Below are 16,806 nucleotides of genomic sequence, written 5' to 3' on the forward strand. Positions count from 1 at the left end.
AAATTACCTAGAAATTATAAAGTTTGCTCGGGCTGTTCTGGCACAGCTTGGACATCTTCGTCCTGTTCCAGATCCCAAATCAATCTCGGATCAAAATAACTGGCGGCGAGCATGGTGAGAATGACCACAGCGGCAAAAGCTGTTGCTGCCGGCCCCGCATCGACTCGGGCGATATTGCCCATCTGCACCACGGTAACAAGGATGGAAATGATAAATAAATCCAGCATTGACCAGCGACCGACAAAATGAATAAAGCGGTAGAGCAAAGTGCATTGGCCCTTGTGGAGCGGCAGATGTAATTGCACTACCAGCATCAATAGTAACAAGGCTAGCAATTTAATGATCGGCACCAGAATACTGGCGACAAACACAATAATGGCAATACCCTGAAGGTCGTTAATCCAGAGTTTAACAATGCCCGACATAATGGTGTCGGGGTCGCCACTGCCGAGATTAACCACGGTCATGATCGGCAGCAAATTGGCAGGGAATAGCAGAAATGTTGCGGCCAAACACAGCGCCCAGCAGCGCTGCAGACTGTGTGGACGGCGAAAACTGAGCGGGCTACCGCAGCGCGGGCAGTTGTGCTCCGCAAGCAGAGAGAGTTTATGACACTGCTCACAGCGGGCGAGTTGGTGCTGTTGGGCGGTGGAAATTGTCATATTGGCCGCCGTTTTTGTTGGGCTTCCCACGCTTGCCAAGCGGTTTCGGCGTGGCTTTGTTGGCTGGTCACAATAAGGCAGATTAGCAAAGCCGCGATGCAATAACTGCCACTGAGTAACATCACCTCGCCATCGCTGAGCAATTTGATATAGGCCACCAAAATACTAATGGCGTAGACCTCGACCATGCTCCAGTGCTGAAAAAAGTGGAGCGCTTTGAGCTGTTGTGGAAACGATGGGGGGAGCGTTTTTTCGCTCCCTAATTGCCATGAGGTGCGAATGCTCAATAATAGATGGCAAAGTGGCGCCAACAGCGAACAGAGTAATACCAGCATGGCCAACAGCGGAAAGCCGACTTGCCAGAGCGTCCAAACGCCCTCCCAAAGCGTGTTGGTGCCGTGCTGTCCAATCAATTCAAATTCCATAATCGGCAAGCTGATGGCGGGGAAAAATAAAATCAGCCCGGCAATCGCGGCAGCGAGGCCGGGATAGCGGTGTAATGATTTAACGGCCACCCCTTCAAGGCGAGCGCCACAGCGCGGGCAGCGGGCGCGCTGGTGCTCAGACAATACGGCTGTCTGCAACAATTGGTCGCAATCTTGGCAGGCCACCCAGTGTGATGCGGCGGGCGGAGTGATGTCTGAGGGTGAATGGCTCATATTGGCGCTTATTTTATGTCAGCCGCAAAACTATTGCAGGGGGGCGAATAAATAGGCGCAGCGACTTAATAGTCGCCGTGGGAAAGACCAGCGGTCGACCTCCTTTTGCAACAATTGCCGGCAGTGTTTGAAGTCTTCCAATAACATGCTCTCTACACGCTGGGCGGTGTCGCGGTCGTGAATCACAGCGGTAATTTCAAAATTGAGCCGGAGTGAACGATTGTCTAAATTGGCGGTGCCAATACTGCTGATATCGTCGTCGACCAATAGCACTTTCTGGTGCAGAAACCCTTGCTGGTAATAATAAAACTGCACACCTTGGGGCAAGGTCTCGCGGATAGCGGAAAAGGAGGAGAGCTTGATGATGAGCTTATCCGGCTTTTCCGGCAGCATAATGCGCACATCCACGCCGCGCATGGCGGCCAGTTGCAAGGCGTGAACAATAGACGCATCGGGTACAAAATAAGGGCTGACAATCCACAGGCGTTCCCGAGCCTGACTGATCATATTCAGAAAAAACAGGGCGCAGGCTTCAAGGCTGTCGGCTGGGCCGCTGGATAAAATCAAACAGTTCTGGCTGGTTTCTTTCGTGGCGTGTGGCCGCCAATTCAGCGCAGGTAAGTTTTCTCGCGCCCAATACCAATCTTCTAAAAAAGCCAATTGCACGGCTTGTACGACCGGGCCGCGCATTTCCAAGCCGGTATCTCGCCAAGGGCTGAGCACCGGATGTTTATGGCAGTATTCATCGCCGATATTCATGCCGCCAATAGTGCAGACCTCGCCGTCTACGACTAGGATTTTGCGGTGATTGCGAAAGTTGAGCTGAAAGCGGTTGCCGGTGCCTTTGGTGCTGTTAAAGGCATGAATATGAATGCCCGCTTGTTGCAAATCGGCAATATATTGGCCGTCCAACTTGATACTGCCGATTTCGTCATACAGAAAGTAGATAGCCACGCCTTCGGCAACTTTGGCTTTGAGTAATTCGGCCAAACGCTGACCAATGTGATCGTTGCGTAGAATATAAAATTCGAGCAGAACGTACTGCTTTGCGCTGCTGATTTGCGCAAACATTCTGGCGAAAGCCATCTCGCCATTGATCAGTAACTCGGCGTTGTTTCCGCAACAAAAAGGGAGATTGGCCAATCTGGAAAGCGCCACTAAACGATCTTCGTTATTGCTGTTCTCCGCAGGAAAATCGAGATATTTAGTGTTGAGTTGATCGGCAATCTGCAAAATTTCGCTGGGGTCGCCGCGTTTGGCAATGGCGTAGCCGCGAAATTTACGGCGTCCGAAGACCCAATACAGGGGCACAAATACCGGGGGGAAACCAATGAGTACAATCGCCCACGCTACCGCCCCTTGAGCGGTGCGCGCTTTCATAATGGCTTCCAGAGCCGACAGAATCCCCAGCGCCGCAATGATTGCGGCGAGCGCAGTCGCAAGCCAAGCTTTGTGGCTGGCGGCAAACTCAATAAGGGCGCTGTAAATTTCAGTCATCTTGTCGGACGATTTCTCGCGGTTGGATTACCGAGTTTAATGAGGCTTTATCTTGAGTATAAATAAATCCGCAATGGGATGAATACGCGATGACACGAGTTTTTGAAACCCCTTTCGCCTTGCTGGAGGCGGTGGGTGAAACCCTTGGGCACAGCGACTGGCTGGAAATTGACCAGCAGCGCATTAATACCTTTGCCGATGCCACCGGCGATCATCAGTGGATTCACGTTGATCCAGAACGGGCCAAAGACGGGCCGTTTGGTGCCTGCATTGCCCACGGTTATCTGACCCTGTCCTTGGTCAATTTGTTTCTGCCGCAGATTATTGATGTGCAGGGGATCAGCATGGGCGTGAATGTTGGCTGCGAGAAAATTCGCTTTCCCGCGCCAGTACCGGTGGGCTCCAAAATTCGCGGTCGGGGTGAATTAATCTCCGCCGAGGAGATGAAGGGCGGTGTGCAGTCAGTGGTGCGGGTGACGGTTGAGATCGAGGGCAGTGAGCGTCCGGCGTGTGTGGTAGATACGATTAGCCGCTACTTTCCCTAAGGAGCCTCTAATTAATTACTGCGCTTGCAATCTTGGCCATCGGCGGTGCTCGAAATGCTCATTTATTCGCATATACCAACAGTAGGCGCTTTAGGCGAATTCCGCGTTCTCCGCTCCGGCGACGACCAATCTTGCTGCGCTCGTTACATTAATTAGAGGCTCCTGAAGCAGTTTTTTGGGTTTGTAATCGACTGAACTGCTAAACTGCGGGTCTGTTTTATGGACTCACTTATGCCGCCGTTTTTTTATCGTTTAATCCAAGCTTGGGCGCTCGCCAATCTGGGCTTTATTCTGTATTGCCTGATCTTCCCTGTCTCTTTGTTTGGCGCCAGCTACGCTTGGCACAGCGCCCAGATTTTGATGCTGGTGCAGGCGCTGGTGTCGATGGCCATGTATTACTCCGCGCGACAAACCCTGCTGAAGCGGGAGATAGGTTTTAAAACTTTACCCGCCACCTTAGTCAGTTATTTGCTGTGGTTGGGTATGGTTCGTTTCTGGTTATTCACCGGCCTTTGATTGCTGCGCCGCTGCGGCTCGTAATTAATGCCTTAGCGGGTAGCTGTGAAGCGCGCCACAATCCGTTATAATTGTGCCCATTCCCGCCTGCTATCGCGTTTTACTGAGCATTTCGTTGCTGGCGCAACTCTTTTTCCCACGGTATCCCCCCTATGAGTACTGATATTCCCTCCCCGGATCGCTTTGCGGATTTGGGCCTCCCCGACGTTTTGGTCAACGCGGTGGAAGCACTGGGTTACGAAACCCCTTCGCCGATTCAGCAAGCCACCATTCCACTGATCCTGGAAGGGCGTGATGTCTTGGGCCAAGCCCAGACCGGTACCGGTAAAACCGCCGCGTTTGCCTTGCCGCTGCTGGCGCGTATCGATCTGAATCAGCGTCATCCTCAGGCACTGGTACTGGCGCCAACTCGCGAGCTGGCAATTCAGGTCGCCGAGGCCATGCACAGCTATGGCAAGCAAATGAAGGGCCTCAAGGTTTTGTCGGTCTATGGTGGTCAGGGCTATCGCGAGCAGATTCAAGGCCTGAAAAACGGAGTGCAGGTGATTGTCGGAACCCCCGGCCGCATCATGGACCATATGCGTCGCGGCACCCTGAAGCTGGACGGTTTAACCCATTTGGTACTCGACGAAGCCGATGAAATGCTGCGCATGGGTTTTATTGACGATGTGGAATGGATTCTTTCGCACATTCCCGAACAGCGTCAGGTTTCGCTGTTTTCCGCGACTATGCCGCCGGCAATTCGTCGCATCGCCAACACCTATTTGAAGCGTCCTGAGCAGGTGACTATCGAGGCTAAAACCACCACGGCGGTGACCATTCGTCAGCGTTTTTGGTTTGCCAAGGGGATGCCAAAACAGGAAGCGCTGAGCCGTATTCTGGAGGCGGAAAGCTGCGATGGTGTGATTGTGTTTGTGCGCACCAAGCAATCCACCCAAGAGCTGGCCGAGTTTTTACAACGTCGCCAATTCCGTGTGGCAGCCTTGAATGGCGATATTGCTCAGGCTGAGCGCGAGCGCACCGTTGATCGTCTTAAAGCCGGCAAACTGGATATTCTGGTGGCGACCGATGTGGTTGCTCGTGGTTTGGACGTGGAGCGCATCAGCCACGTTATTAACTACGATATTCCCCACGACACTGAAGCCTATGTGCACCGTATTGGTCGTACGGGTCGTGCCGGCCGTGAGGGCGATGCGATTCTGTTTGTCGCCCCTCGTGAGCGCCGTATGTTGCAGAGCATTGAGCGCGCCACTCGCCAGCCAATTGAAGAAATGGCCTTGCCCTCGGTTGATCGTATCAATCAGATTCGCAAACAGCGTTTTCTTGAGCGTTTGGAAGGCGGCTTGAACAATAATCGCAATGTCATGTTCCGCGAATTGCTGGCGGAATACGCCGAGCAAAATGAACTTGATCCATTGGATTTGGCTGCGGCCTTGGCGGCGATGGTACAGGGCGATGTGCCGCTGCTATTGAAAGAAGTGGATGTGCCCGCACCGAAAATGCGCCGTGAAAAATCTGAATCAGGCGGCAGTCCTGTTCGCGGTTCGGATGTCGGTATGGAGCGTTATCGAATCGAAGTTGGCCGCAATCACAAAGTGGGTGTGGGCAATATCGTGGGCGCCATTGCCAATGAAGGTAATATCGACAGCGAGTTTATTGGCCGCATTCAACTGTTTGATGATTTCAGCCTCGTTGATCTGCCCGAGGGTATGCCGCCAGAAGTGCTAGAAGCCTTGCAAAACCCGCGTGTGGCTGGTCAGCGCCTGCGTATGACCCGTGCAGACGACAATATGGAAATTCCCGCTGGAAGGCCCGCCCGCCCCCCGCGCAAACGCGCGGCGAATAAAGCCGATGGTGCTGAGCCGGTGAAAAAGCGCAGCAAGCCGAAAAAAGCGAATGGCGGTACGGGTAAAAAGGCACCGACCAAGCCTCATCGAGGTAAAACCAAACCTTAGTGAGGGCGGCGGGCCCCTTGAGCGCACTGGACTGCGTTGCCACTCTCACCAAGGGCAACCAGCCTTGGTATTCAAGTGACGCCTTGCCATTGCGCTCAAAAGCGCCCGCTGAGAGTAAAGTGGTTTCTAGATTTTGTTTGGTTTTAAAAAAGGCAGAGTAAACTAAGGGTACTCTGCCTTTTTTATATTCTGCGTTTTATGTTGCTGAATTTATTTCTTCACTATCTGCTTCTGGGTTGCCTGTGTTTTGGTGGCCCTGCCGCACACATCGCTTACTTCAGGCGTTTCTTCGTTGAGCAAAAACACTGGTTGAGTCACGAAGATTTTGCCCGTCATCTCGCGCTCTGCCAATTCCTTCCCGGTCCCGCCTCCAGTCAGTTAGGATTTTTGATTGCGCTGCAACGCGGTGGTTTGGCTGGGGCAATTTTAGGTTTTATTGGTTTTACACTGCCCTCGGCGGTGTTGATGTATTTCCTCGCTACTTCTGGCGAACTCTGGCAGCAGGCGTCCGGTTTGCTTGCGGGTTTGAAATTGCTGGCTGCAGTGGTGGTCGCGGATGCGATCTGGGCGATGAGTAAGCAGTTTTGCGTGAAGTCGGCGAATCGGCTGGCCATGATTCTGGCCACGCTGGCCTTACTGCTTTATCCCGCTGCCTGGATGCAAATTGCGGTGCTAATTACCGCAGCCGCTTGGGCTTGGTTTTCTACCGCAAAAAACAAGGTGGAAGCATCGACAATTCCCACTAGCTCGGTGCCTTTAAAGTTGGGTAAACATGCCCGCACTTATTTGCTGCTGTTCTTGGTATTGCTAGTGCTCAGTGTGCTGCTGTCAGTTAATGGGCAGGCGAATCTTTTTGCTCAGTTTTATCAAAGCGGCAGTATGGTGTTTGGTGGTGGCCATGTGGTGCTGCCCTTGCTGCAAACCCAGTTTTCCTCTGTATTAGCGACCGATGAAGTGTTATTGGGTTATGCGGCGGCGCAGGCTGTACCGGGACCAATGTTCACGCTGGCCACTTACCTCGGCGCGACCTTGGATTCTGTGTCACCCATCACCGGCGCGATATTGGCGACATTGGGAATCTTTTTGCCCGGATTTTTGTTGGTGCTGGGCTTAAGTGGATTGTGGGTGGCACTTTCTGAACACGTTCGTTTGCGACAAGTTATTGCGATGGTCAATGCGGTGGCAGTGGGCTTTTTGCTCGCCGCGTGGCTGGGCATGATTGTTCCGGCCATGCCCGGCGACTGGCTCTCAATATGTATTGCAGTGTTGGGCTTTATTGCTCTGCGTTGGGCACGGCTGCCGATACTGGTTTTGATTCTGGTCTGTGGCGGTTATGGTTATCTTTGGCTCTAAAAATAATGGAGAACAAGAGTGAAAATTGAGAATAAAACCATTTGGATCACCGGTGCCAGCTCCGGGATCGGCTTGGAGTTAAGTCAGCAATTGGCGGCCAAAGGTTCGCGCATTGTTTTATCGGCTCGTCGTAAAGATGCTCTTGAAGAGATTGCTAAATCACTGCCCGGTGGTTTGGAGCGTCATTCGGTAGTGCCACTGGATCTGGCGGATTACGAGCATTTGGCGGAGAAGGTGCAAGCTGTACTGCCCGAGATTGGACCAGTAGATATCTTGATTAATAACGGCGGAATCTCTCAGCGCTCTTTGTTTGTGGATACCGATCTTGCGGTCTACAAGCAGCTTATGGATGTGAATTACTTTGGTACGGTGGCGATGACCAAAGCGCTTTTACCCAGCTTATTGACGCAGCGCGGGATGGTGGTGAGTATCAGCAGTGTGGCGGGAAAAATGGGCTCAAAACTGCGTACCGGGTATTCGGGAGCGAAGTATGCGGTGGTGGGTTTTATGGATTGCCTGCGCGCCGAGCTTGCCGCTTCTGGGGTGAAATGCCTGACAATTTGTCCGGGTTCTATTCAAACCAATATCGCTATTAATGCGCTTAATGCTCAGGGTGAAGCCCAGCAAAAAAATGACGATTCCATCATCAACGGAATGTCTGTCAGCGAGTGTGTTGAGCAAATGATTAAGGCGATTGAGAAAGAGCGCGATGAAGTGGTCATCGGCAAGGGTATTAGCGGCATGGGGCCGACGATCAAGCGCTTCTTTCCCGGCGTTTACAATCGGCTGGCAGCAAAAATGGAATACCGCTAAATCATTTTTCTCAGGGGTTTTCTTATGTCAGGGGCCATTAAGCATAACGCGGGTGGCCAACTGAATTTCTCTAAGAAAACCGCTCAAGGCAATAATCAAACACCCCATCGCCAGCACAAACAGGCCGACCACCACCACGCCGCTCGACCACTGAGCAATGGCGCTGATAAACAATACTGCAATCACCACACAGACGAGCAGGGCGCTGGTAGTGGCAAAGCCAATCGCCCGATGAACGACTCGGCCGCGTTTGGTCAGCACCGCCAGCTCCTGATGAATCACCTTGGCTTTTTCTTCGCTCACACTTTCCAAGCGGGCATGAAGTAGCCGAGAGCGGTCGATAATCCGCGCTAAGCGATTGGTGAGAACGTTAAGCATGGCACCAATACCGGCCAATAAAAAAACCGGGGCAACGGCTTGCTGAATTGCATGGCTGATGGTGAGAACGGCGATACCACTATTCATTTTTTTACCTACCGAAAAATTACATCAATTCAGCCGCGAGGCTGATGCCGCGATCGAGACACCAGTATACTGAGACTGAGCCCATGGCATAAATAATGAGCAAACGGGCGTATTTATAAAAGCCGGTGGAAAGCCGATTCAGTACAAACAGTATCAGCGCTAGGCTGGCGACAAATAATAACTGGCCAATCTCAATGCCGATATTAAAGGATAATAGGGCCGGCAAAATATCATTTTTAGGTAAGCCTAATTCACTTAATACCCCAGCAAATCCCAAGCCGTGAATGAGACCGAAACAGGCAGCGACTGGCCATTGATAACGTTGTAAGAAAGAGGCTTGTTGCGCTTTGTGAACGCTAAGCTCCACGGCCAAGATGAGGATGGTGACGGCGATACCAAACTCAATCAACGCCGACCACTGGGGCAGAATATTTAGGCTGACCAGTGCGAGGGTAATACTGTGGCCCACGGTAAATGCGGTGACCGTTTTAAGCAGGGTTTTTACATTGCCTGCTAGGAGTAATAAGCCCGCGACAAAAAATAAATGGTCGATCCCTATCAAAATATGCTCAACACCCAACTCGGCATATTGCATGACCAGTCTTTCGCTCTCGGCGGTAACTGGAAATTGGTATGTCGTATTGTCGGCGGTGAGCAGGCTTTGTTTTTCAGGAAAGTTCAGGCTGGTATAGCGAACGAGTGCCGCAGTTCGGCTGGCAATAAGATCCTCAATACGCAGTGTTTCCCCCGCTAGCCCCTTGTCACAGCTAAGCAGCCAACGCCACTCCATGGCGGTGCCCACGGCAGTTAAATCCGGTTCATTAAGCTGGCAATCCAAAGGAAAAACCGGTTTGGGTTGTACGGCGGCATTTGCCGGAGTGCGCCATAACACTTGGTATTTATGGTGCTGCGTCTCGGTAATTTCTAATAATGAAGGAGCCAGCTTATGGGCGTAACTGAGGTTACTGCACAGCAGTATGCCCAGAAATAACAAAGCGATTTTAATGGCCGAAAAACGCAATAGTCGAAAATTTTTAAGTTTCATCAGGCTTCTATAATCCGGTATTTATTGCGCAGAGACTGAATAAAATCACGCAGGTTTTGATTGCTGCGTTGGCGCAAATACGCCTCTTCTAGTTGCGGCCGCACTTCTTCTAAGCTGCGTTGACGAGCCGGCTGGTAATCTTGGATTAACACGATATGTTGCCCGTAGACCGAGCTTAGGGGGCCAATCCACTCCCCAGTGTTTTTACTGGAAGGCGTGGATAATGCGGCTAGTAGAGACTCTGAAAATTGAGCACCAAATTGCTGGCGTAACTTACTGAGGCTTTGCATAGGGAGCTGGTGGCCAAGCAGAAAGCTGTCGCCCATCGCTATCGCCTGCTCAATGCTCGGGCTTTGCTTTTCGGTGGCCAGCTTTTGTTGTGCTTTTTGGGCGCGAAGCTTCGACGCCTCTTTGTCCGCACTGAAGAAAATATGGCTAAGCTGAATCCGGGCATCCTGTTGCCATTGCTCCGGGCGGGTATTGTATAAGGCGTTTAAATCTTGCTCAGTGGCTGGAGTGATTGGCGCGCTGTTGCGACCAAACTCTTCCATTTTTTGGATCAGCCGGCGGCGAATTAATTCGTCATCTTTGTGCAGACCCAATTCTAATGCAGCGCTGATTTTGTCTTCTTCGCTTCCGTCTATACCCAGAAATTCGGCGTCTTTGACAAGACGCTGCAACACAATGGGATCGTGTTGATGCAGTTTGTGCCGCAGGGCTTCTTGTAAAAGCAGGTTGTCATCAATCAATGATTGGCGAATGACGAGCACTTCTTCAGGGCTGGGTGAGCTGCGTGTGCTGTTAATCCACTCTTGCAAGCGGGCCGTTATCACTTCCTCACTAGGCGCGGGTAGCGTGTAGGAATCTCGCCACTGCAGCCATTGATCTAGAGCAAATAGCGCGCTACCAATTAGCAAAAAATGCAGTATGGGCTTGCGCCAAAAATATAAAGATTGTGTGGTCATTTTCTTAGTCAAAAAGAGTTTCTTTAAAAACAAAGGCTTCTATATCTAGTGTGTTTCTGATTAAAACCACTGCATTAAAGCGATGGCGATAATGAGCCCAATACTGGGCACCACAACCGTGAGTGCGGCAATGGGGCCGTAAGCGGTTTTATGGGTTTCGCCGCAGATGGCCCGCACCGTGGTAACGATATAACCGTTGTGCGGCAGTGAATCCAATGCGCCTGAAGCGATGGATGAAATGCGGTGTAATTGCTCGGGGTTAACGCCTAAATCCATATAGTGGGGGCCGAGCACGGGCAGGGCGATAGACAAGCCGCCAGAGGCAGAGCCGGTTAAGCCGGCGATCATCGTTACGCCGATGGCCGCGCCGATAAGTTCATTGCCGGGAATGCCGGTGACCGTATCTACCGCCACGGCAAAGGCTGGCGAGGCTTTCGCTATCGTGCCAAAGCCGACCACGGCGGCGGTATTGCCGATGGCAATCAGCGCGCCATTGGTCGCTTCATTGATGGCTTTGGGCATATTGTGAAAGTGGCGGAAGTTCAAGGCCATAATGCTTAAACAGCCGCCGCCCAAAGCGAGAATTAAGGCATATTGGGCGTATTTTTCATGGAAGAAAAATGAGATGAGCAACACCACGATCAGCGGGAGAAAGCCGGTAAGCGGATGCGGGTAGTCGCGCACGGAAATATCGGGATCGGTGTCGCGGTGCTCAAAATATTCGCCATTCGCTACGGCTTGGCCGATCATGCGCTTTAGCCACCAGAAGCCAAAGGCAGCCATCAGTACCGCAACAATCAGGCTAACTTGCCATTCGGCATAGGGACTGGTGCCGAGATGCTTAATGGGAATCCAATTCTGAATTTCCGGAGAGCCGGCGCTGGTCATGGTAAAGGTGACCGAGCCAAAGGCCAGCGCGGCCGGGATAAAACGCCGGGGCAGGTCGGCGTCTTTAAACAGGCTCAGGGCCATCGGGTATACCGAGAAGGCCACGATAAACACGCTGACACCACCATAGGTCAAAATGGCGCAGGCCATAACGACGGCCGCAACCGCGTGGCGCATGCCGATTTTATCGACAATCCAACGCGCCAGAGCATCGGCGGAACCGGTGTCTTCCATAAATTTGCCAAACAGGCTGCCGAGCAGGAACATGAGAAACCAGGCGCCGACAAAACCAGCAAAGCCCTTCATATAAGTGGTGACAAAAGCGGGGGCGTCGGATTCAGGAAACACGGGCAGGCCTCCGCTGAGGCCGACGATCAGCGCGCAGAGGGGTGCGGCAATAAACAGGTTCCAGCCTCGAAGAGCAAGGGTGGTGAGCAGAATGAGGCCGCCGATCAGGCCAATCATGCTTAGCATCGAATTTGTCCTTATTTTAACTGCCGCACAGTTTGTAACAAAATGGGGTCAGAGTAAAAATAAATACCGGAGGTGTGGTGTATGGGCAGTTTGAGTACGCGACAGCAATTAGTTAAACGGGTCAGAGGGATCGCTCAGACTCGCTTGGATGCTGATAACGCCAGTCTGTTCAGCCAATTTGTCGATCAGCTTATTCATGTTCACCCGGACGAGTCCCAATTGGACTGGGAGCCAGAAGCCAATTTTGGCGTGCTCTACGGACTGTTCCGTTTTGCCTGCAAACGCGGTTCTGACGAATCGCTATTAACGGTGTTTAACCCAGACCTTGAGGCCGATGGCTGGGTGAGCAAGCACACCGTGATTTATTACTGCCAGAGTGATATGTCCTTTCTGGTGGACTCCCTGCGCATTGCACTGAACAAGGAAAAATTGGGTATTCACCTTTTTGAAAGCGTGGTGATGCGGGTGCATCGCGATGCTGGTGGCCTATTGGTAGACGCCCAAGCTCCTGACGGTGCCACAGCTCAATCGGAAAGCCTGGGCTTTATTTTGATTGATGCGACTTCAGATATAGCGCGGTTGAGTGAAATTAAAGCGGTTCTGAAATCGGCTTTTACCGATGTTTCTCTGGTTGTGAGCGACTTTGAAGCCATGCTGGGCCGAGTGGATAACTGTATCGCTGAGGCGGAAGCGAATAGTAGCCAAGATGAGGAGTTGGCTTTTTTACACTGGCTACGCGAGGGCAATTTTACCTTTTTGGGCATGAGTGATTTTTTGCTGAGTCGGGTGGAAGGCGAGCAAAAAATTGTGGAACAAGCGGGGCAACAATTAGGTGTGTTGCGCAAGCGTGAGCTGTTGCCGGAAAGCGACTTGGCTGCACTTGGCAAGGGTTTTGCCGACTTCTATGCCCAAAGTTCGGTATTGGCGTTTACCAAGGCCTCTCATAAATCCACCGTGCATCGTCATGTTTACGCCGACTATGTGGTTATCAAGCGCTTTGCTAACGACGGAAAAGTGGTGGGCGAAACCCGCATATTGGGTTTGTATACCGCGAGTATGTACTTTCAAAGCGTGTCGGAAATTCCGCTATTGCGTAGTAAAGCGCGTTGGTTAACTCAACATTCCCAGCTCGATAATGCCAGTCACAATGGTAAAACCTTTGCTTCGATTCTTGAGCGCCACCCGCGAGATGATTTGATTCAAGCCAGTCAGGAAGAGTTATTGGAAACCTTGCTCAGCACATGGAAAGTGTATGAGCGGCGCACGGTACGATTGCTGGTGCGCTATGACCGTTTTGATAAGTTTGTCAGTTGCATTGTGCATTTGCCGCGAGAAGCGGTAAAGCAGGAGCGACAAATTGAAAAGCTGCTTTCCCACGCTATTGGGAGTAACGATTGCGAGCTGACTACGCAGTTTTTGGCGGAGTCGGTTCTGGCGCGTATTCGTCTGGTGTTTCGTGTCGGTGAAGCTGGGCTTCCCGATCTGAATGTGACCGCACTAGAGCGAGAGATCAGTGAATTGTGCCGGGATTGGAATGATCGCTTTACGGAGCTGTGTGTCGAGCGATTGGGTGAAGAGCATGGTCGGCAGCTGGCGATCCACTATGGCAATGCGTTTAGCGCTTCTTATCAAGAGAGGTTTTCGCCGTGGCTGGCGGTTAATGATATTGAATTGTGCGAACGCTTAAACGGCCCCAGTGATATCAGTATTAGTTTGTTTCATGAGGTGGGCGCGCAGGAAAATTTACTGCGCCTAAAACTGTTTCATCGCGAGGTCTCACTGCAGTTATCGGATATTTTGCCGCTGCTAGAAAACTTGGGCTCACGGGTCTTGGTTGAGCACCCTTACGAAATTTGTCCCGATAATAATAGCCTGATCTGGATGCATGATTTTTCGCTGGAACATGCGGTTTCTACCGGACAGTCGCTAAATATCGATGCGGTGCGAGACACCTATGAGGATGCCCTGCGTGCGATTTGGCGGGGCGAAGCGGAGAACGATAGTTTTAACCGACTGGTGTTTGCCGCCAGGTTGGATTGGCGCTCGGTCGCTTTATTGCGCGCCTATGCCCGCTATTTTAAGCAGTTGGGTAGTCCATTCAGCATGCACTATATCGCCCAGGTGCTGGTCGATAATGTGGATATTTGCCGCGACCTCATGGCGCTGTTTCGCTGCCTGTTTGACCCCCGGCGCAGTGAGGTGCGCAGTGCCGAAGATAAAATAGGCAAACTTCATCAGCGCATTCACGATGCGCTGGACGAGGTGCAAAACCTCAATGAGGATCAGGTTCTGCGCCATTACTTGCACACTATTGAAGCGACACTGCGTACCAATTTTTTCCAGCAGGATAATGAAGGCCGGCAGCGCAGTTGTATCGCGCTGAAAATCCATACGCGTGAACTGAGTTTTGCACCGGAGCCGCGCCCGGAATTTGAGATTTATGTGTATTCCCCCCGCGTGGAAGGTGTGCATTTGCGCGGCGGCAAAGTCGCCCGTGGCGGTATTCGCTGGTCTGATAGGGTGGAGGATTTCCGCACAGAAGTGCTCGGCTTGGTTAAAGCTCAGCAGGTTAAAAATGCGGTTATTGTGCCCACAGGGGCCAAGGGCGGCTTTGTGGCTCGTAAAGCCGCAGGGCTTAGCGAGCGGGAGGAAATTTTTGCCGAGGGCGTAGCTTGCTATCAACAATTTATTCGTAGCTTATTGGATATTACCGATAACCGCCGTGGCGCGGATGTGATCCACCCTGAGGGTGTGGTTTGTCGCGATGACGATGACCCCTATCTTGTGGTTGCGGCTGACAAGGGCACCGCCAGCTTTTCTGATATCGCCAATGATATTGCCTTGGACTACGGCTTTTGGCTGGGTGATGCTTTTGCGTCTGGCGGTAGTCACGGCTACGACCACAAGGCGATGGGCATTACCGCTCGCGGGGCTTGGGTCGCTGTGCAACGGCATTTTCGCGAGTTGGGCATCAATATTCAGGAGCAGCCTTTTACGGCCATTGGTATTGGCGATATGGGTGGTGATGTCTTTGGCAATGGCATGTTGCTGTCTCAGCAGACGCGCTTGGTTGCTGCCTTCAATCATTTGCATATTTTTATCGACCCCAACCCGGATGCGCTGTCTTCTTGGCGCGAGCGTAAACGTCTATTCGAAAAGCCAAATTCGAGCTGGACCGATTATGATCGGGAGCTAATTTCTGTCGGGGGCGGGGTGTTTTCTCGCAGTGCCAAGCATATTGAACTCAGTTCAGAAATGCAGAACTTGCTGGGCACCGAGGAAAAGCAACTTTCACCTAACGATTTAATCAAGACGCTATTGCAAGCGGAAGTGGATTTGATCTGGAACGGAGGCATTGGCACCTATGTTAAATCTGCTACTGAAACCAATGCCGATGTGGGTGATCGCAGCAATGATAGTCTGCGCGTGAATGGCCGTCAGTTGCGCTGCAAAGTATTTGGTGAAGGTGGCAATTTGGGTATGACCCAGTTGGGTCGTATGGAATTTTGTCGCGCTGGCGGTATTTGTAATACCGACTTTATTGATAACTCGGCGGGAGTGGATTGCTCCGACCATGAGGTAAATATCAAAATTCTGCTCAATGCCCAGCTTGAATCGGATGACCTGACCTTTAAACAGCGAAACCAATTATTGGTAGATATGACGGGTGAGGTTAGTGAGTTGGTGTTGCGCAATAATTATCGTCAGACACAGGCGATAAGTCTGGCGCAGTTTCGGCGCGAAAAACACCACCACGATTATCTGCGTTTTCTTGAATATCTGGAGGGGCGGGGGCGCTTGGTGCGGGCGCTGGAGTTTATTCCCGACAATGACAGCTTGGCAGAATATCGGCAGGCGGGCACCTGCTGGACGAGGCCCGAATTGTCGGTGCTGGTGTCTTACGCCAAAGTGGATTTAAAAGAGCAGCTATTGCACGGCGATTTGCTAGAAGACCCTTGGCTGGCGCGTCGGGTTTACCGGGCTTTTCCCCGCCGATTGTGGGAACAATACGGGCCACAAATTATTGAGCACCGGCTAAGTCGGGAGATTGTGGCCACGCAATTGGCTAATGAAATGGTCAACTTGATGGGCTTCACCTACTGTATGAGGCAGGAGCAATCTATTGGTGCCAGCCCAGCCAAAACCGCAAAAGCCTTTGTTGTGGTGATGGCGCTATTTGAGTTGGATGCATTGTGGGCCGAGATTGAGAAGTTGGATCATCAGGTGGCTAGCTCGGTGCAATACGAATTGCTCCATCAGATTATGCGCTTGGGTCGCCGCAGTACACGCTGGTTTTTACGCAATAAACACGACCTTTCTCCCGAGCAAGCCATTCAGCAAATGCAGGCCGGATTTAATCAAATGTTACCGGTGTTGAGCAATTTGCAATCGGATAACTGGATGCAGGTTTGGCAGGCCCAGGTGCAGGCGTGGCAGGATGCTGGCGTGCCGCAAGCGATTGCCGAACGGGTAGCCAGTTTTGATGCCTTCTTTCTGTTGCCCGGTTGTATTGATGCGGCACTTGAGATTCACGTTGAGGCACAGGTTTTTGTCAGCTTGGTATTTCGCTTGATTGATCGCCTCTGTTTGGATTGGGCGCTCCAGCAATTAATTGCTTGGCAACCCGATGGTCGCTGGCAGGATTTAGCGCGGGAATCTTACGTAGATAATATCGAAGTGCTGGTACGAAAACTGGCAATTGGCTTGCTTGGCGCTAACCGTGGGAGCGGGAATGACGCGGGTGAAGGTAGAGACATGGACAGCGCTGAGTCGCAAGTCGCTGATGCCACTATGGCTTTTGATCAGTGGCAGCAAAAAAGCGAAGCGCGAATTAATCGTTATCTCACCACCATCAACGCCGTGAAAACTTCAGTGGCAAATGACTTGTCAGTCTTTACCGTGGTGCAGCGGGAGTTGCAGGATTTAGTGGAAGGGTCTTTGGCTTAAAAAGGGCCGCTTCCTTGCGGAG

13 protein-coding genes are annotated in these 16,806 nt (G+C 51.8%); 6 read left to right on the forward strand and 7 right to left on the reverse strand.

The annotated features are described in order from the left end of the window. Positions 1-14: 14 nt before the first annotated feature. From IB286_RS12225 to cls, 3 genes are read right to left on the reverse strand one after another with little or no spacing between them, the layout of a single operon-like run. A complete protein-coding gene (locus IB286_RS12225; protein ID WP_190765944.1) occupies positions 15-662 on the reverse strand; it encodes a paraquat-inducible protein A in 648 nt (215 codons plus the stop codon). After that, the gene (locus IB286_RS12230) at positions 659-1,321 is read right to left on the reverse strand and encodes a paraquat-inducible protein A (protein ID WP_190765946.1); all 663 of its coding nucleotides are present in this window, start codon (positions 1,319-1,321) and stop codon (positions 659-661) included. Before IB286_RS12230 ends, IB286_RS12225 begins: the two co-directional genes overlap by 4 nt. Positions 1,322-1,351: 30 nt before the next feature. Then, on the reverse strand, positions 1,352-2,818 hold the full coding sequence (cls, locus tag IB286_RS12235) for a cardiolipin synthase (protein ID WP_190765948.1): 1,467 nt from the start codon (positions 2,816-2,818) through the stop codon (positions 1,352-1,354). Positions 2,819-2,907: 89 nt separating this feature from the next. Here cls and IB286_RS12240 point away from each other — a divergent pair, with 89 nt between their 5' ends. From IB286_RS12240 to IB286_RS12260, 5 genes are all read left to right on the forward strand, one after another. Continuing rightward, the gene (locus IB286_RS12240; RefSeq protein ID WP_190765950.1) at positions 2,908-3,363 is read left to right on the forward strand and encodes a MaoC family dehydratase; all 456 of its coding nucleotides are present in this window, start codon (positions 2,908-2,910) and stop codon (positions 3,361-3,363) included. Between the two features lie 231 nt (positions 3,364-3,594). Then, a complete protein-coding gene (locus IB286_RS12245; protein WP_190765953.1) occupies positions 3,595-3,879 on the forward strand; it encodes a hypothetical protein in 285 nt (94 codons plus the stop codon). 152 nt (positions 3,880-4,031) lie between these two features. After that, positions 4,032-5,834 (forward strand): DEAD/DEAH box helicase, encoded by a 1,803-nt coding sequence (locus IB286_RS12250; RefSeq protein ID WP_190765955.1) that lies wholly within the window; start codon positions 4,032-4,034, stop codon positions 5,832-5,834. A gap of 198 nt (positions 5,835-6,032) precedes the next feature. Continuing rightward, positions 6,033-7,187 (forward strand): chromate efflux transporter, encoded by a 1,155-nt coding sequence (gene chrA, locus IB286_RS12255; protein WP_190765957.1) that lies wholly within the window; start codon positions 6,033-6,035, stop codon positions 7,185-7,187. A gap of 18 nt (positions 7,188-7,205) precedes the next feature. Further along, a complete protein-coding gene (locus IB286_RS12260) occupies positions 7,206-8,000 on the forward strand; it encodes an SDR family oxidoreductase (RefSeq protein ID WP_190765962.1) in 795 nt (264 codons plus the stop codon). Positions 8,001-8,027: 27 nt separating this feature from the next. Here IB286_RS12260 and IB286_RS12265 read toward each other — a convergent pair whose 3' ends face one another. Genes IB286_RS12265 through IB286_RS12280 form a run of 4 tightly spaced genes read right to left on the reverse strand, consistent with a single transcriptional unit; the run spans position 8,028 to position 11,837 of the window. Next, positions 8,028-8,465 carry a DUF2721 domain-containing protein gene (locus tag IB286_RS12265; RefSeq protein ID WP_190765964.1) on the reverse strand — a complete coding sequence of 146 codons (438 nt, stop codon included), beginning with the start codon at positions 8,463-8,465 and terminating at the stop codon, positions 8,028-8,030. A 19-nt stretch (positions 8,466-8,484) separates the two neighbouring features. Beyond that, positions 8,485-9,510, reverse strand: a complete 1,026-nt coding sequence (locus IB286_RS12270; RefSeq protein ID WP_190765966.1) for a HupE/UreJ family protein — start codon at positions 9,508-9,510, stop codon at positions 8,485-8,487. Next, positions 9,510-10,475, reverse strand: coding sequence for a peptidyl-prolyl cis-trans isomerase (locus IB286_RS12275; RefSeq protein ID WP_190765968.1), 966 nt, complete (start codon positions 10,473-10,475; stop codon positions 9,510-9,512). The genes IB286_RS12270 and IB286_RS12275 overlap by 1 nt, the downstream gene beginning before the upstream one ends. 60 nt (positions 10,476-10,535) lie before the next feature. Further along, complete coding sequence (locus IB286_RS12280) at positions 10,536-11,837, reverse strand: GntP family permease (RefSeq protein ID WP_190765970.1); 1,302 nt, start codon at positions 11,835-11,837, stop codon at positions 10,536-10,538. Between the two features lie 81 nt (positions 11,838-11,918). On the opposite strand from IB286_RS12280, the gene IB286_RS12285 reads away from it, so the two are divergent. Continuing rightward, positions 11,919-16,784 carry an NAD-glutamate dehydrogenase gene (locus IB286_RS12285; RefSeq protein ID WP_190765972.1) on the forward strand — a complete coding sequence of 1,622 codons (4,866 nt, stop codon included), beginning with the start codon at positions 11,919-11,921 and terminating at the stop codon, positions 16,782-16,784. The last annotated feature ends 22 nt before the right edge of the window (positions 16,785-16,806 follow it).

Origin of the sequence: Spongiibacter pelagi, from assembly GCF_014705705.1 — a bacterium.
Taxonomy (GTDB): domain Bacteria; phylum Pseudomonadota; class Gammaproteobacteria; order Pseudomonadales; family Spongiibacteraceae; genus Spongiibacter; species Spongiibacter pelagi.

Bases quoted from the DNA above. Each gene is read 5' to 3' on its own strand.
- IB286_RS12225 (WP_190765944.1), bottom strand. From the start codon at position 662: ATGACAATTTCCACCGCCCAACAGCACCAACTCGCCCGCTGTGAGCAG.
- IB286_RS12230 (WP_190765946.1), bottom strand. From the start codon at position 1,321: ATGAGCCATTCACCCTCAGACATCACTCCGCCCGCCGCATCACACTGG.
- cls (WP_190765948.1), bottom strand. From the start codon at position 2,818: ATGACTGAAATTTACAGCGCCCTTATTGAGTTTGCCGCCAGCCACAAA.
- IB286_RS12240 (WP_190765950.1), top strand. From the start codon at position 2,908: ATGACACGAGTTTTTGAAACCCCTTTCGCCTTGCTGGAGGCGGTGGGT.
- IB286_RS12245 (WP_190765953.1), top strand. From the start codon at position 3,595: ATGCCGCCGTTTTTTTATCGTTTAATCCAAGCTTGGGCGCTCGCCAAT.
- IB286_RS12250 (WP_190765955.1), top strand. From the start codon at position 4,032: ATGAGTACTGATATTCCCTCCCCGGATCGCTTTGCGGATTTGGGCCTC.
- chrA (WP_190765957.1), top strand. From the start codon at position 6,033: ATGTTGCTGAATTTATTTCTTCACTATCTGCTTCTGGGTTGCCTGTGT.
- IB286_RS12265 (WP_190765964.1), bottom strand. From the start codon at position 8,465: ATGAATAGTGGTATCGCCGTTCTCACCATCAGCCATGCAATTCAGCAA.
- IB286_RS12270 (WP_190765966.1), bottom strand. From the start codon at position 9,510: ATGAAACTTAAAAATTTTCGACTATTGCGTTTTTCGGCCATTAAAATC.
- IB286_RS12275 (WP_190765968.1), bottom strand. From the start codon at position 10,475: ATGACCACACAATCTTTATATTTTTGGCGCAAGCCCATACTGCATTTT.
- IB286_RS12280 (WP_190765970.1), bottom strand. From the start codon at position 11,837: ATGCTAAGCATGATTGGCCTGATCGGCGGCCTCATTCTGCTCACCACC.
- IB286_RS12285 (WP_190765972.1), top strand. From the start codon at position 11,919: ATGGGCAGTTTGAGTACGCGACAGCAATTAGTTAAACGGGTCAGAGGG.